This window comes from Rummeliibacillus sp. TYF-LIM-RU47 (genome assembly GCF_008638315.1).
Taxonomy (GTDB): Bacteria; Bacillota; Bacilli; order Bacillales_A; family Planococcaceae; genus Rummeliibacillus; species Rummeliibacillus stabekisii.
Genome location: NZ_VVIR01000001.1, coordinates 39250 through 62958, shown reverse-complemented (window position 1 = coordinate 62958; position 23709 = coordinate 39250). Strand labels below are relative to the sequence as shown.

At 39.2% G+C, this 23709-nt stretch carries 18 protein-coding genes; 5 read left to right on the top strand and 13 right to left on the bottom strand.

Annotation, left to right across the window (positions count from 1 at the left end):
• The first annotated feature begins 101 nt into the window (after nt 1-101).
• The gene (locus tag F0527_RS00345; protein WP_066791546.1) at nt 102-1124 is read left to right on the top strand and encodes a DUF2804 domain-containing protein; all 1023 of its coding nucleotides are present in this window, start codon (nt 102-104) and stop codon (nt 1122-1124) included.
• 17 nt (nt 1125-1141) lie between these two features.
• On the opposite strand, the gene F0527_RS00340 is transcribed toward F0527_RS00345, so the two are convergent.
• Nucleotides 1142-1897, bottom strand: a complete 756-nt coding sequence (locus F0527_RS00340; RefSeq protein WP_150283377.1) for a glycerophosphodiester phosphodiesterase family protein — start codon at nt 1895-1897, stop codon at nt 1142-1144.
• A gap of 89 nt (nt 1898-1986) precedes the next feature.
• Here F0527_RS00340 and helD point away from each other — a divergent pair, with 89 nt between their 5' ends.
• The gene (gene helD, locus F0527_RS00335; protein ID WP_190323444.1) at nt 1987-4209 is read left to right on the top strand and encodes an RNA polymerase recycling motor HelD; all 2223 of its coding nucleotides are present in this window, start codon (nt 1987-1989) and stop codon (nt 4207-4209) included.
• Between the two features lie 126 nt (nt 4210-4335).
• On the opposite strand, the gene F0527_RS16880 is transcribed toward helD, so the two are convergent.
• From F0527_RS16880 to F0527_RS00320, 4 genes are all read right to left on the bottom strand, one after another.
• On the bottom strand, nt 4336-4473 hold the full coding sequence (locus tag F0527_RS16880; RefSeq protein WP_158512613.1) for a hypothetical protein: 138 nt from the start codon (nt 4471-4473) through the stop codon (nt 4336-4338).
• 129 nt (nt 4474-4602) lie between these two features.
• A complete protein-coding gene (locus F0527_RS00330) occupies nt 4603-5469 on the bottom strand; it encodes a GNAT family N-acetyltransferase (RefSeq protein WP_150283376.1) in 867 nt (288 codons plus the stop codon).
• Nucleotides 5470-5484: 15 nt separating this feature from the next.
• Entirely contained in the window at nt 5485-7308 is a 1824-nt protein-coding gene (locus tag F0527_RS00325) for an ABC transporter ATP-binding protein (RefSeq protein ID WP_150283375.1), read from the bottom strand.
• On the bottom strand, nt 7301-9031 hold the full coding sequence (locus F0527_RS00320) for an ABC transporter ATP-binding protein (RefSeq protein WP_150283374.1): 1731 nt from the start codon (nt 9029-9031) through the stop codon (nt 7301-7303). Before F0527_RS00320 ends, F0527_RS00325 begins: the two co-directional genes overlap by 8 nt.
• A gap of 354 nt (nt 9032-9385) precedes the next feature.
• Here F0527_RS00320 and F0527_RS00315 point away from each other — a divergent pair, with 354 nt between their 5' ends.
• The gene (locus F0527_RS00315) at nt 9386-11392 is read left to right on the top strand and encodes a sensor domain-containing protein (protein ID WP_150283373.1); all 2007 of its coding nucleotides are present in this window, start codon (nt 9386-9388) and stop codon (nt 11390-11392) included.
• Nucleotides 11393-11490: 98 nt separating this feature from the next.
• Here the strand turns inward: F0527_RS00315 and F0527_RS00310 are convergent, their stop codons facing one another.
• Nucleotides 11491-11952, bottom strand: coding sequence for a threonine/serine exporter family protein (locus F0527_RS00310; RefSeq protein ID WP_150283372.1), 462 nt, complete (start codon nt 11950-11952; stop codon nt 11491-11493).
• A gap of 12 nt (nt 11953-11964) precedes the next feature.
• The gene (locus tag F0527_RS00305; protein ID WP_370454665.1) at nt 11965-12705 is read right to left on the bottom strand and encodes a threonine/serine exporter family protein; all 741 of its coding nucleotides are present in this window, start codon (nt 12703-12705) and stop codon (nt 11965-11967) included.
• A gap of 134 nt (nt 12706-12839) precedes the next feature.
• On the opposite strand from F0527_RS00305, the gene F0527_RS00300 reads away from it, so the two are divergent.
• Nucleotides 12840-14186, top strand: a complete 1347-nt coding sequence (locus F0527_RS00300; protein WP_150283371.1) for a polysaccharide deacetylase family protein — start codon at nt 12840-12842, stop codon at nt 14184-14186.
• A gap of 166 nt (nt 14187-14352) precedes the next feature.
• Here the strand turns inward: F0527_RS00300 and F0527_RS00295 are convergent, their stop codons facing one another.
• Nucleotides 14353-15525: a saccharopine dehydrogenase family protein gene (locus tag F0527_RS00295; protein ID WP_066791524.1), complete on the bottom strand. Its 1173-nt coding sequence runs from the start codon at nt 15523-15525 to the stop codon at nt 14353-14355.
• A gap of 15 nt (nt 15526-15540) precedes the next feature.
• A complete protein-coding gene (locus tag F0527_RS00290; protein WP_150284866.1) occupies nt 15541-17019 on the bottom strand; it encodes an aldehyde dehydrogenase family protein in 1479 nt (492 codons plus the stop codon).
• A gap of 179 nt (nt 17020-17198) precedes the next feature.
• Here F0527_RS00290 and F0527_RS00285 point away from each other — a divergent pair, with 179 nt between their 5' ends.
• Nucleotides 17199-17993, top strand: coding sequence for a TIGR00266 family protein (locus F0527_RS00285; protein ID WP_150283370.1), 795 nt, complete (start codon nt 17199-17201; stop codon nt 17991-17993).
• Between the two features lie 414 nt (nt 17994-18407).
• Here the strand turns inward: F0527_RS00285 and F0527_RS00280 are convergent, their stop codons facing one another.
• The 4 genes from F0527_RS00280 to F0527_RS00265 form a co-directional block, all read right to left on the bottom strand.
• Nucleotides 18408-18866 (bottom strand): VOC family protein, encoded by a 459-nt coding sequence (locus tag F0527_RS00280; RefSeq protein ID WP_150283369.1) that lies wholly within the window; start codon nt 18864-18866, stop codon nt 18408-18410.
• A 270-nt stretch (nt 18867-19136) separates the two neighbouring features.
• Nucleotides 19137-20177: a ribonucleotide-diphosphate reductase subunit beta gene (locus F0527_RS00275; RefSeq protein ID WP_066791519.1), complete on the bottom strand. Its 1041-nt coding sequence runs from the start codon at nt 20175-20177 to the stop codon at nt 19137-19139.
• 18 nt (nt 20178-20195) lie between these two features.
• Nucleotides 20196-22421: a ribonucleoside-diphosphate reductase subunit alpha gene (locus tag F0527_RS00270; RefSeq protein WP_066791517.1), complete on the bottom strand. Its 2226-nt coding sequence runs from the start codon at nt 22419-22421 to the stop codon at nt 20196-20198.
• Nucleotides 22422-22878: 457 nt separating this feature from the next.
• Nucleotides 22879-23706 carry an undecaprenyl-diphosphate phosphatase gene (locus F0527_RS00265; protein WP_150283368.1) on the bottom strand — a complete coding sequence of 276 codons (828 nt, stop codon included), beginning with the start codon at nt 23704-23706 and terminating at the stop codon, nt 22879-22881.
• Nucleotides 23707-23709: the final 3 nt, after the last annotated feature.

The window sequence follows — 23709 nt, the reverse complement described above, 5'->3', positions numbered from 1 at the left end:
TTGGTATACTGGAAACAACTTGTTTTTATTGTCCTTTACTACTTGAGAACTCTCGTAAGCTTTCTATTACTCTTGATTTTACGTTTGAAAGGATGTTTGAATTGACTCAGCATGCAGAAAAAGAAATTGTGGATGCAACACTCCTATGCGATCAAAAAGGCAACCTCAACCCTGCGGCGATTGGTTATGCCAAAAAACCTATTATTCTAGGCAATCTGAAGGGTCATTTTATGCGTAAGAAGAAGTGGAATAATTGGTACATATTTGGTGATGACATCTTATTCGCTACCTCCATTATTCACTTAGATTACGCTGTGATTTGTTCTGTTCGTTTTTTAGAATATGAAACACAGCGTTTTTGCGAAAAGATCGTGACCATTCCGCTTGGAAAAAAACTGAAAATGCCTGAGCGCGTGCTAGAAACAGTACATTTGAATAATGAAGAATTAAAACTTCAATTATTGTTTTCGAATGGCGAAACGCATATGACGGTAACGATTCCCAATTTTGAAGGTGACCTTTTGCATGCAGATTTAGTTATAAAACATCAGGTAGAGGATGAATCATTAAACGTCGTAGTGCCTTGGAATCGCCAAACATTCCATCTAACAGCTAAACACCTCTCACTTCCTGTCAATGGCTATGTAAAGTTGGACAGCAAGAGTTATACGTTTAATGAAGAAGATTGTTTTGCTGTCTTAGATTTCGGGCGTGGGGTATGGCCTCGAAATACAGCATGGAACCGTGCAATGGCCTCCCAAAAATGCAGAGGACATCGTATCGGATTAAATCTGGGCGGCTTGTGGACAGATGGCACAGGTATGACAGAAAACGCATTTTTCCTTGATGGCAAATTGCATAAAATACATGAGGATGTCATCTTCCATTACAATAAATCAGATTACATGGAGCCATGGCAAATTCATACGCGTTTTACTGATGACGTACAGCTTTCATTTACACCTTTTTTTGAAAGGGAAGATAGCAAAGACTTGAAGTTAGTGACATCTTCACTTCACCACATGGTCGGTTATTATAACGGTCAAATTCGGCTTGAAAATGGTCGTTGCATGAAGATCCAGCAAATGCTTGGAACAGTAGAAGAACATATTGCCAAATGGTAATCGGAAAGAGTGGGCTCTTACTCGTAAGAACTCTCTTTTTTCGTTTGGTATTTTTTTTCGTAGGCATGGCGGTACATTTTCTCAGGCTCATCGGTAAAAATAGCATCAACACCTAGATCCTCTAATAAATCATAATCAGCTATTCGGTTGACTGTATAAACTCTAACGCGATTGCCTAGTTCAATCGCCTTTTTCACTGCATTGCGTTTGGCTGCTATCAAAGAAACATGTAGAGTACTACTCCCTGCCATCTGCCCATATTCACTTAAGTTGATTAAAACCTTTGAAAATAGAAGGCCTACCTCATTAGGTATTGCTTTTTCAAGCAATTTTTCAAGAATTTCATGATCAAATGATGAATAAATGATTCTCTCCGCCATGTCGTGTTCTAACACGGTTTGCAGGACATCTTCTTCTAAACCGGGGTAGCTATAAACATCTGTTTTCAACTCAATATTTATCATATGATGAGTTACACGAAAAATGTCTAATACTTCATGGAGAGTGGGTATTTGTTGGCCTGCGAACTGTTCCCCTTTCCATGAACCAAAGTCATAGCTACGAAGCTCTGCAAAATCCATTTCATGAATAAATCCCTTCCCATTGGAAGTTCGATTAATCTTTTCATCGTGATGTACGACTAGCACGCCATCTTTTGTCCGATGAACATCTAATTCGACACCGTATATTGGGATCTTCGCTGCTTCTTTAAAAGCTAGAAGGGTATTTTCCGGGAAATAGCGCGAAGCGCCACGATGCGCAAAAATATCCAATTGTTTTACCTCCGTATATCATTATTTTTCTCTCAAAGTTATTTTCTTATATAATAATCAGTACCTATTTAAGCAAAAAGGGGGTCCTTATTTTGGCAAAACATCCGGATTTCAACGAAGAAGAACAACATCTTTCTTATACGAAATATTATATGCAGAAGCTACTAAATGAATCAGAAAGTGAGCTTGAAGCTGCCCAAGCAAATCTTCGCTCTGCAATGTCCGATTTGGAATATCTCGATTCCAGTCTTAGCTACCAAAATATATTAACCAATACGAGGTTCTTTGATATGGCGAAAAACCAAAAAGAAGGACTCGAAGCGATAAAACAAAAACCCTATTTTGCGCGAATTCATTTTCAAAAGGAAAATGAGCCGGCAGAGAAGCTATATATCGGTAAGACCTCTCTCTTTGACCGAGATTCACAAGAACCGATTATTGTAGATTGGCGATCACCTGTTGCCAATGTTTATTATGATGGACGTTTAGGTGACCTTACCTACATGGTAAATGATGAAGAATTGAAAGGCCATCTCTTTTCAAAGCGCCAGTACAAAATTGAAAATGGCAAGCTGCTGGATGTCCGCGATATTGATCTGACAACAAACGATGAACTGTTACAGGATGCGCTTGCTGGAAAAGCAGATGTACGCTTAACAGAAATCGTGTCGACCATCCAAGCGGAGCAGAATGAAATCATACGGGCACATTTAAAGCAGCCTATTCTTGTCCAAGGCGCAGCGGGTAGTGGAAAAACTACGATAGCCCTTCACCGTATTTCTTATTTCTTATATACAATGGGCGAACATTTTAAACCACAGAATTTAATGATTTTGGCGCCAAACCGTCTATTTATAGACTATATAGCGGATGTACTGCCAGAGCTTGGTGTAGGACAAATTTGTCAAACGACCTTTGCAGAGTATGTTCAAAAGGCCACAAACATCAAGGTTAAAATTCAAAACGCTAATGAACAGTTGGAGAATGCCATCCAAAGTGTAGAGGAATACAGCTGGATTACAAGAATGAAAGGCACGATGCAATATCTTGAAATAATGGATCGTTATATTAAGAAACTTGAATGGCAAATAGCAGACCAATTTGAGGATATTTATATTGAAAAATTCCGCATGATGAAAGCATCACACCTACGCAGACTTTTTTTAGAAGACTATCAATATATGCCCATAGAAAAGAGACTCGCAAAAATTCGTTCTGTTTTACAAAACCATATACGCCAAAAGAAAAAACAGCTGATTTACACATTAAAAAAACGCTACGATGATATATTAGATCGATCCATCTTTGGCATCCGCGATGATGCGAAGCGTAAAGAAGTTGTCACCAAATGGATTGATGAGCGTGATGAGCGACTGCCTCAGGTCGAGAAAGAAGCAAAGACTGTTGTTTCTCGTTATATGAAACGCTTTGATAAATACAAGATTAAAGTACTTTACCGTACATTTTTAACAGACCCAGTACTTCTGCAGGAATTAGCTTCAAGCTTTACAAAGGAAATGCAGGAGGAATTCTTAAAAGCACATGAAAAGGAAGCTTGGACATTGGAAGACCTTGCTGCGCTGTACTATTTACACGCCAGAATTAAAGGCCTTAAAGATGAATGGAAAATGAAAGTTGTCTTCATTGACGAAGTACAGGATTATAGCTTGTTCCAGCTAGCTGCTTTAAAAGAAGGCTTAGAGACTGACATGTTTACAATGGTCGGTGATCTTGCACAAGGAATTCACAGTTACCGATCTCTCACGGAATGGGACCCTGTACGCGAACTTTTCCCTCGCGCAAGCTATAAGACATTGCAAAAGAGCTATCGAACAACTATTGAAATTATGAATGTTGCCAACGAAGTGCTTCAGCAAATGGACGAGGACCTTCCCCTCGTTGAACCTGTGGTGCGGCATGGAGAAGAGCCCGCTTTCCATCCAATGGATAAATGGGAGCCTAAACAACTAGCGAAATTGTATGAAGAAATCAGAGGTAATGGTCATCGCTCCATTGCATTGATTTGCAAAACGGCGGAGGATGCCAAGAAAGCAGCGAAGGTACTTTCAAAAGAAGACCTACATATTCAGACACTAGATGAGTCATCAGCCATCGACCCAGATGCGCTACTTATTGTCCCAAGTTATTTATCAAAGGGACTAGAGTTCGATGCCGTTATCATTGCTGCGATTGACGAAGCCTTTTATGATACAGCACTTGATCGTAAGCTTTTATATGTGGCACTTACACGCGCTATGCATGAGTTACATTTGGTTGCTCCTAAAAAGAAATATCTACTATTAGAAGACTAATCTATAGATTGCATTTAATAAGTTGCCTAATTTAGTTAAATGAGCGTTCCTTAAGTTAAAAAATAAGGCTACATCTGAGTATACAGATGTAGCCTTAATTCATTCACAAGCTTTCTTTTTGCAGGTTTACTTTCGATTAGGAATAGGATAATAGCTCTTTTTTAAGCGAGTTTTAACTGGTCTAAAATGCAATACTTTGCCAAGTACATGGCTTAATAAATTTTTGTGTCCGCCTTCCGCTTTACGCAATGCAGGTAGCCTCATACCAAAAACCCCCTAAAAGCATGTGATAGTCCATCTTATGAAGACTCTTACCCAAAGTATATCCCATTTAACCCTTTTTAGTGTTAATTTTAACCTAAAATTTACAGAACATTTATAATATATTTTATCTTACTTATTGTTTTTCACAAAATAATCAATCTGCTGGATGATAGTAAAATCATTGTTCTGATAAATGCGTAGTGCGTTTTGATTTTCTACTTCTACATCTAAAAGGACAGATCCCATCCCTTTTTCAGAAGCTTTATGTCTTACCCATTGCAAGACTTCAGAGCCTATCCCTCTTTTTTGATGTTCTTCTCCGACTACAAATGCAGTAATCCAAAGACTTTCTCTTTCTTCTGCCAGCGTCACAGTCGCAACGCTCTCATCCAACTCATCTACCATGTATAGCATTCGGCCTTCTGTATTTGTATTATAGTAGATCAGCTCTTCCGTCTCTTCAGGTAAATCTGAAAAGCCCTCTTGCATAAGTGCTATGACCTTATTCTTGTCATCTTCTTTATATGGCCGGATCGTTCTATTCCAATTTTCTGGATGATATTGGGGCAATGCCTGTAGCGTTGCTTCTGCCGAACTAAAGTCATAACCCAGTTTTTCTAAAAATAAAGCACTCGCTTCTTCATGATAAGCAACTGCCATATCGCCCATCGCACCTCTTTCAAGAAGGGCATTAGCGAATGCTTGGAAAATGGCTGTTCCAATTCCGATTCGCCGGAATTGCGGATGAACTGCTATTGACCATTCATATGTGTTGAAGCCAAACATATCGCTTGCGCATAAGACGCCGAGCAATTGGTCCTGTTCATTATATGCCAGTATCATAAACCCTTTGCATTCAGCGTTTTTCCAAAGATCCTCTTTCATTAATAGCGACAGATCTTTATTTAATTCCTGAGATGCTTCTAGTAAATCTTTGACCTCTTGAATTGTCTCATCATCTACGGGATAAGTTGCCCTCATTACGTATATATCCATAAGTTTCCTTGTCCCCTATTCATTATTGTTTTGCAGCATCTGATAAAATATGCCTTTTTTCTGAATTAATTCTTGCCTGCTGCCTGACTCTACTAATTGTCCTTGCTCCATTACAAATATAACATCTGCTTTCTTCACCGTATTTAATCGATGGGCAATGACGAAACTTGTGCGTCCTTCCATCAACCGTTCGAGCGCTTCTTGTATTTCTAATTCTGTAACCGTATCAATGCTGCTTGTTGCCTCATCTAGCAATAGTATAGAAGGTCCTGCTACAAGGGCTCTAGCAATTGAAAGCAATTGTTTTTGGCCTTGGCTGATTTCGCCGCCATCCATTGCTAATTCTGTGTTATATCCATCTGGTAAAGACATGATAAAATGATGGGCATTTGCTCTTTTTGCCGCTTCTATTACCTCCTCATCTGTTGCATCCAAATTGCCATACCGAATGTTTTCCATAATGGTTGCTTGGAACAAGAATGGCTCCTGCAGGACAAATGCCATCTGGCTTCGTATCGTTTCTCTTGCAAAGGAAGAGATAGGGGCTCCATCTATCAGAATGCTGCCTTCTTGAGCGTCATAAAAGCGGGCAAGAAGCTGCATAATCGTTGTCTTCCCTGCCCCGGTAGCACCAACAAGCGCCGCTGTCTGACCCTCTTTCACATGAAAATTGATATGCGATAATGTGTACGCTTCTTCTTCTGCATTATATTTAAAAGAGACATCTTTAAAACGAACATCCCCCTTAATCTTTTTATACGGCTGTTGCTTTGCTTCATCTTGCTCATCTTCTTCATCCAAAATGACGAAAACTCGTTCTGCTCCGGCAATCGCAGATAAAATATTGTTAAATTGGTTGGCTAAATCATTTAACGGCCTTGTAAATTGGCGTGCATATTCCGCAAAAACGACAATTGTACCAATCGAAACATATCCATTATAAGCAAGAATACCACCGGCGCCAGCCACGATCGCAAAGCTTGCGTTATTCAGGAAATTCATCACTTTTGGAATCGCTCCAGAATACACATTTGCCCAGTAGCCAATACGCCGCAATTCACTGGATTTTTCTGCAAAGTCTTCAATCACACGCTCCTCCTGAGAGAAGGCTTTTACGATACGTTGACCTGAAATCGTTTCTTCGATCATTCCATTCAGCATACCGAGTGCCTCTTGCTGCCTTTTAAAGAGTCTTCCCGTGCGCCGTGTAATGAAACGGGTGGAAACAAACATGATAGGAATAATCACCATTGTAAGGAGCGTTAAGAGCGGGCTCATCGAAACCATGACAACCACAGTACCTATCAATATCAATGTACTCGAGAATACTTGAATAAAGGTGCTGTTAAGCGTTGAACTAATATTATCTATGTCATTGGTCATCCGGCTCATTAAATCTCCATGTTGCCGTTGGTCGAAAAACGAAATTGGCAGTCTTTGGAGCTTTGAAAAAAGACCTGTACGCATGCGATACACTGTTTGTTGGGCGATGCCAATCATCCAATAATTTTGGAAAAACAGAGACAGGGACAAGCCAACGTATACAGCGACAAGAATGCCAATGATGGATTTGAGTCCGCCGTATCTCTTTTCTACAAGATAATCATCTATGATTTTTCCAATCAAGTAGGGGCCGAGCAACGATAGAATCGAGCTAACGATGACCATGAGTAGCACGAAGATCAGCAACCCGCGCTGTTCATCCACTAGCTTCCAAATGCCGCCTAGTGTCCTACGCCAATTGGCCGCTTTTGAACCTTTTTTCTTTTTGGAGGATTGAATTTCTTCTTTTGTTAAAACAGGCTCATACATATAGGACCGAAACCAATTTTTAATCATTATATTTCTCCCCCTCTGCTTGAGACCTGACGATTTTGCTATAGAGCGTTGAGCTGCCCAGCAATTCTTGATGTGTACCGAAGGCAGCTACCGCCCCATTGTCTAGCAGTAGAATACGATTCGCACCTTTCGCTGTTTGGATTTTTTGAGTAATGACAAGCATCGTAGCAGACATGGTGTCGAGTTCTTCCCATAATGCTGCTTCCGTCTTTACATCGAGAGCACTTGTACTATCATCGAATAAAAGAATAGGAGACTTCCGTAAAATGGCTCTAGCGATGGATAAACGCTGTTTCTGTCCACCCGAAAGATTGACGCCTTTTTGTCCCACTCTTGTTTGATATTTGTTTGGGAAACGTGTGACGGACGTATGGATTTGGGCTTGAACAGCAGCTTTCTCTATATCTTCCTGCGTAGCCGTTGTTGCGCCCCACCTCATATTTTCAGCAATTGTTCCTGTGAACAACAAAGATTGCTGTGGTACGTATCCTAGGTATTGACGTAGCTCTTCTGCCTTCCAATCAGTAATATTACGACCATTCACAAAGATTTCACCTTCTGAACAATCATAGAATTTTAGAAGCAATTGAAAAATAGTCGATTTTCCAGAACCTGTTGCACCCATGATGGCAATTTTTTCGCCCTTTCTGCATGTGAAAGAAATATTTTGTAAGGCATATGTTGTTGTGCCTGGGTAATGGAAAGATACATTTTTGAATTCAATAACGTCGTCCTTATCTTCTTTTAATACATCGTTATATGGTAGTTTTTCTTTTGGCATGTCTTCAGCCAAGAGGATTTCTTCCATGCGATCAGCAGAAGCCTTTGCTCTTGAAAAGAGCATAATAATGAACGAAAACATCGAAAAGGAACCTGTTAGGCGCATGGTATAATTGACAATCGCCGCCAAGTCACCAATCTTTGCATGTCCAGTACTCACTTTCCCTGCTCCAAACCATAAAACCGCCAGTAATGCGATATTCATAACGATTAATAAAATGGGTTGGATATACTCCATCAAACGCAAAGCCTTTGATGTATCATGTTTTAAAAGAAATGCTGCTTTTTCAAAACGTGACCCTTCATATTTCCCTCTAAAATAGGCTTTAATTAAACGAATCGCCTGAAGGTTTTCTTGAATCATTGTATTAATCCTGTCTACACGCTTTTGTACCGCTGAGAATTGCTTGATGCTTTTTTTCACCATAAGATACATGAATATCAGCAAAAAAGGTACACCTACAACAAGATACAGAGCAAGCGATGGATTGATATAAAAAGCCATAATTAAACTACCAATAACGACCAAAGGAGTCCGCAACATAACACGCAAGCTCATAAAAAATACTTGCTGTACTTGTGTGACATCATTCGTCATCCGAGTGATAAGGCTAGCAGTCGGGAACCGTAAAAACGTTGTCATGCTAAAGGATTGAACTTTACGGAACAAAGCTGTACGCAAATCAAATGCAAGATTCTGTGCGGCATACCCCGAGAAAAAGGAATTAATAATCCCAGCAAAAAAGGCAAGTAACGCAAGCAATAGCATAATGGTGCCCCAAAACCAAATGGTATGTATATCGCTCTCAACAATTCCTTCATCAATAATTTTCCGAATAAGCAGTGGCTGTGCCAACTCAACCATTAATTCAATGAGCATCAATAAAAGCGCGATGCTAGCCGGCACTTTATAAGCTTTAATGAAGCCAATAATAGTTTTCACTATTAATCTCCTCCCTTCTTTTCTAGAGTTTTTATTTATTATCACATAACTGTTCGATTTACGAAATAAAATTGATTTTACATTTTAAAGCGACACAATAAGCAATTTATTAATAATATATGTATAATAAGTAAGTTAAATATACCTATTCATAACTCTTTTTTATACCCCCTTATAACCAACCACTTACCTTTAAGTAAAACCAAATGTCTTACATTTCGGGATATATATTTTAATTCTCCTATGCGAAGGCACAAAAAAAATACTTATCTCTAAATACCCTGTTACTAATGACTTATACCTTTCAATTTACTATAATAGAAAATATAGAAATTCCAAGGAGAAATATAATTTATGAGAGAAACCCAGCATGTAAACCCTACTGTACATCCACTTACTCGTCAGACGCCCTGCCCTATGATGATCTTAAATTCAAAAGGAAATATCGTCTCTTGGAATCGTGGAGCTGAGATAGCGTTTGGCTATACAGAAATAGAGCTGGAAGGCAATCCACCTCCATTTATAGTAAAAGATTATACCAATACATTTAAAGACAGATGGCTAAATATCCTTCAGTCAGAAGTCCCTATACAACTAAATAACATATTATTGCAAAAGAAAAAGGGAGACCCTATCCAAATCTCTCTTATTCTTAATACATTGTCGATTAACGACGAAAGCTTTGTGCATTGCCAATTCTTATTAGTCGAAGAAGAAGCCGTTGATTTTGTGCTCAATGAAATATCTAACATTCATGAATATTTAGATTCGACCTTTATGTTGGCAGCACTTGATCAGGAAGGGTTGATTACTTATGCGAACCCTTTATTTTTAAAGCAAAGCAAATGGACACCAAAAAGAATTCTCGGTAAATCATTTTGGCAGCTTTTCCCTTCTGATTCAAAAACAACAGAATTCGCCAATAATATCTGGAAGACACTAGAAATGGGAAATCAGTGGCATGGAGAGGCAGAAAAAATTACAAAGGATGGACAGCATTATTGGGTCGACTTAACCGCAATCCCACTAAAAAATGCAAAAGGCCCATCACATTATATTTTGTTAGAAAATAATATTTCAGACAAAAAACAATTACAGGAACGTCTAGAGAAATTTGCTTATATTGATCAAGAGACTGGATTAATGAACCGCAATCGTCTTGAGCAAGTAGTTGAGTCGATGATAGAAGAAAGAAATCATTTTAGTCTCGTTTATTTTAGCATCGACAAGTTCTACTCTTTGAAAGAAATTTATAATGACCAAGCAGACCGTATTGCCCTGCAAGAATTTACTCAACGTTTAAAAAAATATTTTCAAGACAGTGTCATTGCACGTGTCAGTATGGATGAGTTTGTCGTCCTAACACCGCTTGGTGAATGGTTCATTCAAGGGTTCCTGTCTTATTTAGAACAGCATCCGATTTATATCAATCATGGGGCATTCCCTATTTCAATTAGCGGCGGTATTTCAAAGTATCCAAATGACCAAATTTCATTTTCTCATTTAATGAAAGCATCCTATACTGCATTAAAGAAAATACAAGCGGAAGGGGGCGCACAGATTGGCAGCCTTTCAACAGCAGATCATAAGGCTTTATATACGAAGTCCATTATCGAGAAAAGGCTGCTCGTTGCGCTTAACCAACAAGATTTAAAAGTTTCTTATCAACCGCAACTGGATTTAAATACAGGAGAAATCATAGCCGTGGAAGCTTTTGTGCGCTGGGATGATAAAGAAATAGGCACAGTAGCGCCAGATGTTCTAATCCCTATCGCGGAAGAGACAGGGTTGATTAATAATATTGGCACCTTTATGTTGGAGCAAGTGTGTATGCAAGCTGCACAATGGAAAGAATCTGGTCTAAACATTAAGGCCAGCATTAATTTATCTGTGCGCGAATTTCGAGATAAAAATATGGCCAAACAGATAAGTAGCATATTAGAACGCACAAATTGCCCTGCAGAATTGTTGCAAATAGAGATTACCGAAAAGTTTGCATTGGAAGCGGAAGCAGAAAAATCTATTATTAAACAAATGAAGCAGCTGCATAATGATGGTGTTCGTTTTGTTCTTGATGACTTTGGCACAGGTTACGCCTCGTTCCGCTACATGCAGATGTTGCCGCTCTCTCAATTTAAGATAGACCAAACCTTTATATCATCCATGCCTTATCAGCCAAAAACGCAAAAGCTTGTCAACGGCATGATACAATTCGGCAAATCCATTCATATGGGTGTCTTAGCCGAAGGTGTTGAGACAGAAGAACAAAAAGAGCTTCTTGCAGAATATGGTTGTGATGCGATTCAAGGCTACTTGGTCGGTTATCCAATGGATGCAGATGACATTGAAAAGTTGTTTTAAAAAAATAACAGCAATTGGACCATTTCAAATGGGCTCAATTGCTGTTTTATTATATGTGAAATATGAGTGATAGCTAAAGAACAAACAGATATGCGGAATTAACCTGCTTTGATCATCCTAGCCTTCCTTTTCCGAATGGCTCTGAACACTAGCTGCATTAATACTTCTGCGAATACGAGCCCCATAACAATAGCGCCAGCAATAATAAACACTTTCGCTCCATATTGCGTGCTCTCGACGTAATCATTTTCAACAATCGAGCGCATAGCATTATAAGCAAGACCCCCTGGCACAAGAGGAATAATTCCCGCAACACTAAATACAATCATAGGTGTTTTAAATCGACGTGACAACAAATGGGCAGCAATCGCGATTAAGAAAGCACCCGCAAAAGAAGCAAACACAGCATCGACACCCTTTTGCATAAATGCATAATAAATTAACCACCCGCACATGCCGACAAGCCCACAGTGAAACAGCGTTTTCTTAGGCGCATTAAAAATAACGCCAAAGCTAGCTGTCCCTATAAAACTTAGCACTCCTTGATATACCCAATCCATTCAAAACATCTCCTAAAATGACAATGTGAGCGCTATGCCGGCTCCGATGGCAAAGGCGGTCAAAAGTGCTTCCATCCCTTTTGCTACGCCAGAAACAAAATGACCTGCCATTAGATCACGCACCGCATTGGTAATAGCTAACCCTGGAACTAGCGGCATGACCGAGCCGATAATAATCTTATCAAGCTGTGCTCCTAATCCTGCTTTTAACACAAGCATGGCTGCTACGCCGATAAACAAGGATGCTGTAAACTCTGCAAAGAACTTCACTCTTGTTAAAGAATGCATAGCCAAATAAATTAAATAGCCAAATGCACCGATTGCCATAGCTGATGGCACATCAACCCACTTACCATTGAATAAAATTAAAAAACATCCGCTAGATGTTGCTGCTGCTATCAGCTGCACCCAAACAGGGAAGAATAAATTTGTCCTCTCTAAACGTAAAAGTTCTTCATACGCGTCCCCAACAGTAAGGGCACCGGAGGTCAATCTCCTTGAGATGGCATTGACTACTGCAATTTTCTCTAAGTCCGTTGTACGGCTTGCAATCTGTGCAATTCGAGTGGGCCTTTTGTGACCCGCTGAAAAAATGATACCCGTTGGTGTGACAAAGCTTTGAGCGTCTGTGAATCCTTGGGAACTGGCCATTCTTAGCATCGTATCTTCTGCTCGATACGTTTCAGCCCCGCTTTGGATTAACAAACGTCCAGCTAGCAAAAAACAATCAATAGCTAATTCTTCCTGTGCTATTTCGATCAATACCTTTCACCTCATACTTCAATTATCTTTTTTAAACAAAAATGTTAGATTTAACATTTTTCTGCTCACTTTTCCTGTCGAATAGGGTAGAATAAAACTATCACACCTAAGGAGGAAGTACGGGAGTGACTACTAACGATCACCCAAAAAAGTATTACCTTTCTATACTTATTTTGATGGGTATTGCAATCTTGGCACTTATATTTTTTGTATCTAAAACACTGATTAACCAGAAGCATGGAGCTCCTGCTAGCAATCCTAAAGATAAACTAAACATAGTATCCAACACAACGCAAAAACAAACAAAACATGAGGGCATTTATTTGGTAACTGAAAAAGCAAAAGCAGCCGATAAAGATGTGGCCTACACAATTCAGTTTCCTAAAACGCCTAATAAAGCATTTAATCAAAATGTTACCGACTCTGTTGATAAAATGCGAGACGATTATTTAATAAACCAGATGACAACAGATACTAAAGGGAAAAAGAGCAAATTAACGATATCTACTAAAATGATTATCTATAAAAAGAACTATTATTCATTTGTTTTAACACAAACTCTCAACAAAAAGAGGAAGTGTGTAAAAACATTTATGTATGATTATAAAAACAAAAAAGTCGTCTTATTGCAAGATATTATTCAAACAAAGCAAAATCTTGGCGTTTTATCTAGGACTGTTAAAGGCGAAATCATGTCCGATTGTCTGATAAAGCAGCATCACGATGCTGCTTCTGTAGCAAATATCACACGGCCTATATGGGGTAATTATCAAGAATTTGCTCTAACAAAAAACGCATTTATTATTTATTATAATCCAGGCGAGCTCTCTAAGAATATAACGGGCATAAAAAAATATGTTATCCCTTTATCATCTACCACCAACGCTATTCTCGCTCCGCCTTTTAAGAAGAAACAACCAGCAAAGAAAATTGCGTTGACATTTGATGACGGGCCTAGCAATACGGTAACACCTAAAATATTGCGCATATTAAGAAAGCATCACGCTAAGGCCACATTCTTTATGCTAGGACAACAAGTCCATAAGTATCCGAATGTAGCCAAAAAAGTGTACGCAGATGGCCATGAAATTGGCAGCCATTCTTATTCTCACCCTGATCTTAGAACATTGCCGATTAAAAAAGTTAAACGTCAAATCAATCAAACGAATGCAGAGATAAAAAAAGCTACTGGTTGTATGCCTTTTGCTTTAAGACCGCCTTATGGGGCTTATAATAAACGAATTCAAGCACAATCATCCCAACCTATTGTTTTATGGACAGTAGACACGCTGGATTGGAAATACCTTAATTCAAAAAAACTTTTATCTCAAGTGAAAAAGGATGTCTACCCTGGTGCCATCGTGTTGATGCACGATATACATCTATCCACTGCACAGGGACTAGATGCTGTCTTAACGTACCTTGAGAAAAGAGGCTATACATTTGTGACGGTACCCGAATTGCATTCTTAGAATGGTAGATAACTAGTTAAATATGAAGAGTGTAGAAGCTAATAAAAAACCGAACACTATGTGAAATTTACAACTTACTTTCACATTTGTTCGGTCTTTATTATTTTACTCATCTTATTCATTTGTATTTCGTTTCAGGCTTCCCTCAGGATTAGACCCATTCGTATTAGCCCTTTACAATATTTGTTGAACGATGTTTGATTTCGGTAATCTTTACTCCTCGATGCTCCATTTCTTTAATATACGCTTCACCTGGAACCACTTTTTCTGGCGGGTAGACTCCTCTTTTATCAATTGTGCCATCGCCAACTAGTTGGGCAACTACCGCAATAGTATTCGCGGTTGCTTGAGCCATAGCCGTTTCGTTATTCACCTGGTCTCTGTATGTTACCATTTCATATTCATAGGAAACAGCTTCTTCATTGCTTTCACCGCTAACAATCACACGCAATAATACAGCATCTTGCTTATCGCCAAGACCAATCTTACTTTCCAGTACCTCGCGTAAAACATCCCTTGCCTTGACCTTCTGCCCGTTCACTGTTACTTCCGTTTCTTTATTTGTAAGGCCTAAATCAACGAGTAACTTGAATTTTTCGGCATGGCCTGTATAACGCACAGTCTTATATTCTAATGTTTGAATATCCGGATATGACTCCGGCAATGTTGATAAGCCGCCAGATGTATGGAATGCCTCTAAGCCATTGAATCCTTTAAAATAGAAAGGCTCCACTTCGGATAGAGATGGAATCTCTTGCAAAACGCCATTGCGCACAACATGAGATGGATCTGTATAGTGATCAAACACGCCTTCTAGTGAAAATACCACATTATACTCTAATGGTGGTTCTTTCTCTACAGGTATGCCGCCAACATAGATTTTGATTGATTTCACGTGATCTAGTTTAGAGGCACCAAAACCGGACAGGATATTAATCATGCCTGGTGCTACACCCAAATCAGGAATTAGCGTAACACCCTTTGCTTGGGCTTCACTGTTTAATTTTAAAATCTGGTCTGTCGCTCCGCCAATATGGCCGCCAAGATCTACACAATGGACACCCACTTCAATGGCAGTCTTTGCAACACGCTCATTAAACGTGTAGAAAAGTGCATTAATGACTACATTCGCTTTTGACATAACCAACTTCAATTGCTCATCATTTGTTGCATCAAGCTGTAATACTTCTACTTTCTCTGACTGCAATGTATCGGCAAATTGCTTCGCTTGTTCTTTGTTTAAATCCGCTAAAAAGACTTTTTCTATATTTGGATTTCTCACTAAATCACGAGCTACTTCTTTCCCCATTAAACCAGCACCCAAAACGGCAATTTTCATCCTGTTTCCTCCTATCTATTCTGTATCAATTTGTGCGCGTTGCAGCTTACCACTGTAATCAATGTAGACACTCTTCCATTCGGTATACACATCTAATGCAGCTACACCAGAATCTCTATGGCCATTGCCCGTTCCTTTCGTGCCACCGAACGGCAGATGGATTTCAGCTCCTGTCGTCCCTGCATTGACATAGACAATACCAGTATCCAAGTCGCGCTGAGCTTTGAATGCACTGTTGATGTCTTGTGTGAAGATCGAGCTAGACAATCCATACTGAACGCTATTATTTACTTGGATTGCTTCTTCTAAATCAGCTACGGCAATTAGCGAAACAACAGGACCAAAAATTTCTTCCTGTGCAATGCGAGCATCCGGTGCAACATCAGTGAAAAGAGTCGGAGCATAAAAATGACCTTGGCTATAAGGTTGTTCTGTTAAAATACGTCCTCCGGCAAGCAACCTTGCTCCTTCTTTCTGTCCTTCTTCCACATAATAATGGATTTTTTCCAGAGCTTTTTGATTGATGACAGGGCCAACTTTGACCGATTCATCTAATCCATCCCCGATTGACAGCTGTTTCATCGCCTCAAGCAAACGCTGCTCTAATTCTTCCTTTACATCTTTATGCACGATAACACGGCTACATGCGGTGCAACGTTGACCTGCAGTTCCAAATGCACTCCACAAAATCCCATCTACTGCTAGATCTAAATCAGCATCATCCATGACAATGACCGCATTTTTCCCACCCATTTCAAGGGATACTTTTTTTAGATGCTGTCCGCCAAGGCTAGCGACTTTCCTGCCTGTTTCGGTGGACCCTGTAAACGAGATGACTTTGACATCTGGATGCTCAATCAGCGCTGTTCCTACTTCGCCGCCAGAACCGAAAACAATATTGGCGACACCTTTTGGTAGGCCTACCTCATCAAAGATTTTGGCCATTTCATAAGCCATCATTGGCGTTTCAGTTGCTGGCTTCCATACAAATGTATTGCCTGCCACAATTGCAGGGAAGCTCTTCCACGTCGCAATGGCTACAGGGAAATTCCAAGGTGTGATTAAGCCGACAATACCAATTGGTGCTCGAACGCTCATGGCGAATTTATTCGAAAGTTCAGATGGGGTAGTTTCACCGAATAATCTTCTGCCTTCCCCAGCCATATAGAAAGCCATATCAATGCCTTCTTGTACTTCGCCTCGTCCCTCTTCAATCACTTTTCCCATTTCTTTGGTGAGAACAGTCGCGAGGTGTTCTTTCTTTTCCTGCATTTTCATGCCGATCGCATATAAATATTGCGCTCGTTTCGGTGCAGGCACTAATGCCCATTCTTGCTGCGCCTGCTTTGCTTGCGCCACTGCTTCATTTACAGTTACTTCTGTTGCTAGCGGTACCTCAGCCAGTAATTCTCCATTAGCTGGGTTTAACACACTTGTCCATTTTTCTTCCTCTGTTGCTAGAAATCTTCCTCCGATATAGTGCTCTAATTGAATACTCATCATTATTCCCCCTTGTTGTATGATCGATCTGCAACCCTCTTGCTCTACTATTCTACATAAGAAGAGGAAATCCTTTGTATAATATTTTTATTATTCAAAATATTATATTGCGGAACTTTTTTATTCTCTCATACGTAACTTGTTATAGATTATACGATTCGGAGGGTTTGATTATGAATAATCATGAAATTGATTACAAATTATATGGCGATGATATGCAATTTGTTGAAGTGGAATTAGATCCAAATGAAACAGTGGTGGCTGAAGCAGGCGCACTTATGATGATGGAAGACGGCATTCGGATGGAAACTGTTTTTGGTGATGGTTCAAGTAGAGGTGGCGGCGGCTTAATGGGCAAATTGATGGGTGCCGGCAAACGCTTGATTACTGGAGAAAGCTTATTTATCACGACCTTCACAAATGAAGATATGGGAAAACGCCATGTTTCATTTGCTGCTCCTTATCCCGGCAAAATCATACCAATGGATTTAAGCATTTACGATGGCAAAATCATCTGCCAAAAAGATGCATTCTTAGCTGCTGCAAAAGGTGTGTCCATTGGCATTGAATTTCAACGCAAACTAGGCACAGGCTTCTTTGGGGGCGAGGGTTTTATCATGCAAAAGCTAGAAGGTGACGGAATGGCATTTGTCCATGCCGGCGGAACGATTATCCGCAAAGATCTTCAAGCTGGTGAAAGACTACGAGTAGATACAGGATGCTTGGTTGCGATGACAAGCAGTGTTGATTATAGCATTGAAGCTGTAGGCGGCGTTAAAACAGCTCTATTTGGCGGAGAAGGTCTATTCTTTGCAACACTACAGGGACCTGGCACTGTTTGGATCCAATCATTGCCATTTAGTCGCTTAGCCAGTCGTGTATTTGCTGCTGCTCCTCAAACAGTTGGGGGTTCACAGGTTGGTGAACGCGGCATCGGCGGCGTATTTAACTTGTTTAGTGATGACTAGCTCTCTGTTTCACGCCGGTTAAGTTATAAACGAACCATAACTCTTTTTATTCCATCTTTTTTAGGGGGAATAAAAGGAGTTTTTTTCTTGTCCTCCCGCTCGATATTTTCTCATCTCTATGAATGCATTAATGCCTAAATGGGCACTCTGACAATAGAGAAAATCGGCCAGAGAGGAAGATCGCAATGAATGATAAAAAAGAGTCAGAAACAAGCCTTATTGGAACTTTCTTTTTTGTATTAGCCGTTGGGTCTTTTATTGTGGCAGGATGGACTTTTTGCCTGAACTTTTACTTAGATCAATTTTGATGTTTTTCGTATATATAAAAGAGGATAGATGAACAGCATGGTTATAGCTGATTCATCTATCCTTTTATTGCCTTAAAGGTTGGACAACTGTAGTTATTTTATTTAATCACTCTCTACCACACAACGTTTCCCATTCTTTCCATGGCATAATCTCTAATTCAGGTTTTGGCTGGTCATCTAGCATAGCAATAAATTCAATCGAGTGACCATCTGGGTCTTCAAAGTAGATAGATACAGCAGGCATAAAAGGAAATACTAATAAATTATCAGCACTCTCTCCAAAAAAGTTTGTTGTATCAATGTCCAAAGAGGACAAATAATCTTTTGCTGAAGAAATATCATTTAAATCTACTCTGAAAGCAAAATGCTGTCTTTGAACTAAGGAACTTGGATAGTTCTCTCGTATACCTAGCATAGCCTCTCCAGGTTGTCCCACCCAATAAAACTTTAGTTTTCGTTCCGCATCTTCATATAATGGAATAATATTTAACAGTTTTTCGTAAAACTCCGCAGATTTTTTATAATCACTCACATTTATATGTGTTTCAAAAATACCTTTTATCATGAATATTCTCCCCTTATTCCCTGTTGTGAAATCTTTGATAATTAATTACAAAGTTAATTTTAGTTTTCACTTTTATACTAATCAACTAATCTGTCCTATTAAGCTTTAATCCCCTCATCACTTTTTTCTTACTAGGCTTTCAGCTCATGCAATCCAGCAAGGGTTTACTAAAAAGCAAAGGATATTTATCAATTTTCAGTTAAAACTGCAAACAAAAAGTACATCACTTTTGTAAGTGATGTACTCGTTTGGTATTTATAAAGTTATTTATTAAAGTTCATCAAAGCCATTGTCTTGGACATTAACTTTTGTATATTGACGTGAACGTTGTTCAAAGAAATCTGTCTTGCCAAGATCTACATCCTCATAAGCTTTAATCCATTTCATTGGGTTTTTGCGGTAACCTTCAAATGGACGTTCATAGCCTAATTGGTTGCAGCGGACATTAGTATAGAAGTACACGTAATCTTCCACATCTTCTACCTCTAGCCCTTCGATCTTGTCACCGATAATTTCGTGTGCCCATTCAATTTCTAACTGTGCTGCTTCTTTAAAGATTGCTTGCACATGTTTTTCACGCTCTGGTGTGTTGTACTCAGGGTATTCTTCCAACAATTCTTTATAAATCTTTACAAAGAGATCGACATGAAGCTGTTCATCACGATTAATATAATTGATCATTGTACTTGTTGCTACCATTTTTTGGTTGCGTGCAAGATGATAGAAGAACGAGAATCCTGAATAGAAGAACAGGCCTTCTAAAATCACATCATAAACAACGGAATCAAGCATATTTTCGATAGTTGGCTCCTCAGAAAATTGGCGATAGCCTTTAATCACGAAGTCATTACGTTTCTCTAGGATTGGCTCAGTGCGCCAAAAGTCGAAAATGCGATCTTGTTCATCTTTTGATACAAGACTGGAAAGAATATAAGAGTATGAATGATTATGGATGACTTCTTGCTGTGCCAGAATAATCATCAAGGCATTAAGGCTTGAATCTGTTAAATAATCAGCTACTTTGCCGGCATAATCTGTTTGGATACTATCTAGTAATGCTAGCAAACCGATAATTTTTTTGAATGATTCTTGTTCATCTGCTGTTAGTTGAGAAAATTGTTTGATGTCATTGCTCATATTAATTTCAAAAGGCGTCCAGAAATTACCGAGCATTTTTTTGTATTTAGGATAAGCCCAGCTAAAGCGTACATCATCCCAATTCAAAATGTTAGATGAACGGCCGTTGACAATTTTCGTCGAACGATTGGGTGCTTCTTTGTCCATAAGTACTCGTTTATTGACTGTTGTCATATTAAATCCCTCTCCTTTTTAGCTTTCACAAGACTCACATTCTAATAATTCAACTGAAGTAGAACGTACATAATAAGTTGTTTTAATGCCGCTATTCCATGCATTTAAATGAAGGGCAAGCAATTCTTTCGCTTTGACGGTATTTTGTACATATAAATTTAAGGATATACCTTGGTCAATATGACGAGAGCGCGCTGCATTTTGTTTAATCGTCCAATTTTGATCGATAAAGTAAGCAGATTTATAGTACCAAGTTGTTTTTTCATTCAAATCCGGTACTGTAACTGGGATTTTATAATCTTTTTTCTCTTCAGAATAGCTCTTCTGGAACACTGGGTCGATACTTGCTGTACTGCCGGCAATAATAGAAGTCGTTGAGTTAGGAGCTACTGCCATTACATAGCCGTTGCGCATTCCTTGTTCTGCAACTTGTTGACGCAATAGTTCCCATTTTTCTTTGCCGTCATAGCCATGGTTTGTGAAGTATTCACCTGTTTGCCAATCTGAGCCTTCAAATAGTGGGTATGATCCTTTTTCTTTCGCTAGCTCAGACGATGCTTTAATAGTTAAGTAAGCGATTTGATCATATAGCTCGTCCGCGTAAGTAACTGCTTCATCTGATTCCCATGTGATGCCTTTTAATGCAAGCAAGTGGTGCCATCCGAATGTACCAAGGCCAATACCGCGATAGCGTGAATTTGTGATTTCAGCTTGTTTAACAGGGATATTATTCAACTCAATTACATTATCAAGCATACGCACTTGAATACCGATTAAACGTTCTAGCACATTCGCCGGTACTGCTCTACCAAGATTGATAGATGATAAATTACACACAACAAAATCACCAGGTTTGCGGCGAGTGACAATTAAGTCATCTTCAACTGTAATAGTTTCAAACTCAGTTGCACTCATGTTTTGTGCAATTTCAGTACATAGGTTACTTGAGTAAATCATACCTGTATGTTTGTTTGCATTCATGCGGTTTACTTCATCTCTGTAGAACATGAATGGTACGCCTGTTTCAAGCTGTGAACGCATAATCCGTTTCATGATATCAATAGCAGGTACGACTTCAGAAGATAATTCAGGGTTTTCTACGCAAGCTAAATATTTATCTCTGAAAGAGCCTTGTCCTCTTGTTTCATCATAGTAGTCCTCTAAGTTGAAGCCCATAACTGTACGTACTTCATGCGGATCAAATAAATGCCATTCTTCACGATTTTCTACTGCTTCCATGAAAATATCTGGGAGACAAACCCCTGTAAAGATATCATGTGCGCGCATACGCTCATCACCATTGTTCAATTTCAAATCAAGGAATGGGAAAATATCTTTATGCCAAACATCTAAGTAAACAGCGATTGCCCCTTGGCGTTGCCCTAATTGATCAACTGATACAGCTGTATTATTTAGTTGTTTGATCCATGGGATTACACCGCTTGATGCGCCTTTAAATCCACGAATAGATGAACCACGGCTGCGCACTTTACCCATATAAACGCCGATGCCGCCGCCAAATTTAGATAATGTTGCAACATCTGTATTGGAATCGTAAATGCCTTGTAAACTGTCATCTACTGTGTCGATAAAGCAGCTAGAAAGCTGGCCATGCGTTTTCCCAGCATTCGAAAGGGTCGGAGTAGCTGTTGTCATATAAAGATTGCTCATTGCCCAATAAGCTTCTTTTACTTTATCTAGTCGATTATCACTTTCGTTTTGCATCAATGTCATCGCAATGACCATCCAACGCTCTTGTGGTAATTCGATTGGCGTATTGTCGTGTTCACGAGTCACATAGCGGTCCATCAATGTTTTGAGGCCGATATATGTAAATAACTTATCGCGCTCCGGTTCCATCGCTGCCGCTAGCTGTTGTAATTCTTCAGGTGTATATGCTTCTGCTAGTGCCGGGTCATATAACCCTTTTTCTACTAATTCTTGGACCTGTTTTGGAAAAGCTTGATAGACCTCTGTAGGTTGAACATGGCGAAGTGCTGCATATTCTTCGTAAATTTCTGCTAGCAACAACCGTGCTGCGACAAATGTCCAATAAGGTTCTAATTCATCTAACAGGCTTAATGCTTCAAGCGCTAAAGCACGTGTCCACTCAACAAGCGTATATTCAGGATGCTTATCTTCTAAACGTTCATGCTTCCGTCTAAGCAGCTCTAAATCCTCTTTTCCAAACTCATCTTCTAGTTGCTGCATTACTTTTTCTTTTTCATCCAAACGAATTAGCATATTTTTGTCTCCTTTTTACAAAATCTATCCCAAAAGATAATCGTTTTGGCTCTTTCGTTAAAAAAGCGATTGTTTTAACCCAATGGCTGAACAATCGCAAGGCTTATAAGGGAATAAATTTATTGATTCCGAAGCCTACGAAATGAGACACAAAACGACATAATCTAGGTTGTATAATTAGTGCTGAAAAGCTACATCTTGTGTCTACAGAAAGAAAATTCACCTGTTGTTTATGTGCAATTTCCCCATCGCAGCTAGCTTTAACCGTCTAACTGCAGAAAAGATAAAAATGTGGCTTTCATACTATATATTGTGTTATATCACCAACACAATAAAGATATATTGTGTTTTTACTGTTTTTTATTATAGCACAAGACAAGTTTATTTGGCACTCTTTCACTTAAATAATATATTTCACACAATTAAAAAAAGATGTCGAAAACCGACATCTCTTTTTCTACATATATACGATAATTGCAAGTATAATCGCTAGAATAATACGATAGATGGCAAACGGAACTAATTTCACTTTCGAAATAAGCTTCAAGAAAAACTTAATAGAAATAAGAGCGAACACAAATGCGCTGATAAATCCAACGATATAGAAATTCATGTCGCCGAAATTAATTTCATCCCAATGTTTCAGCAGGGATACAAGACTGGCACCCGCCATAATAGGAACCGCCATAATAAACGTAAAGTCGGATGCCGTACGATGATCTAGCCCTAGCATAACACCGCCGGAAATCGTTGCGCCTGACCGTGAAAAACCTGGCCACAGGGATAAACATTGAATAAGCCCCACTTTAAATGCTTGCCCATATGATAAATCATCAAGCGAGTGCACTTTTGGTCTTTTTGGTCCCCATTTGTCCGCCGCAATCATAAATAACGCTCCGAAAAACAGACTGAAAATAACAGTTTTAATCCCAAATAAGTGCTTGTCAATAAAGTCTTCTAACAGAACACCTAGTATACCAGCAGGGATAATACCCACGATGACATGCAACAAATTGAAATGATGATGAGGTCTTTGTCCTTTGATATGATATAAACCAACAAGGCTTAACATCCGCTTCCACATCACCACAACCACTGCTAGGATAGAACCCAGCTGAATCACAATTTTGAATGTATTGGCCGATGACTCGCCAAGAAACTCTTGCGTTTTCAACCACATATCATCGACGATAATCATATGGCCAGTAGAAGATACAGGGGCGAATTCAGTCATGCCTTCCACAAAACCTAATATGATGGATTTTAATAATTCAATTATTTCCATAAT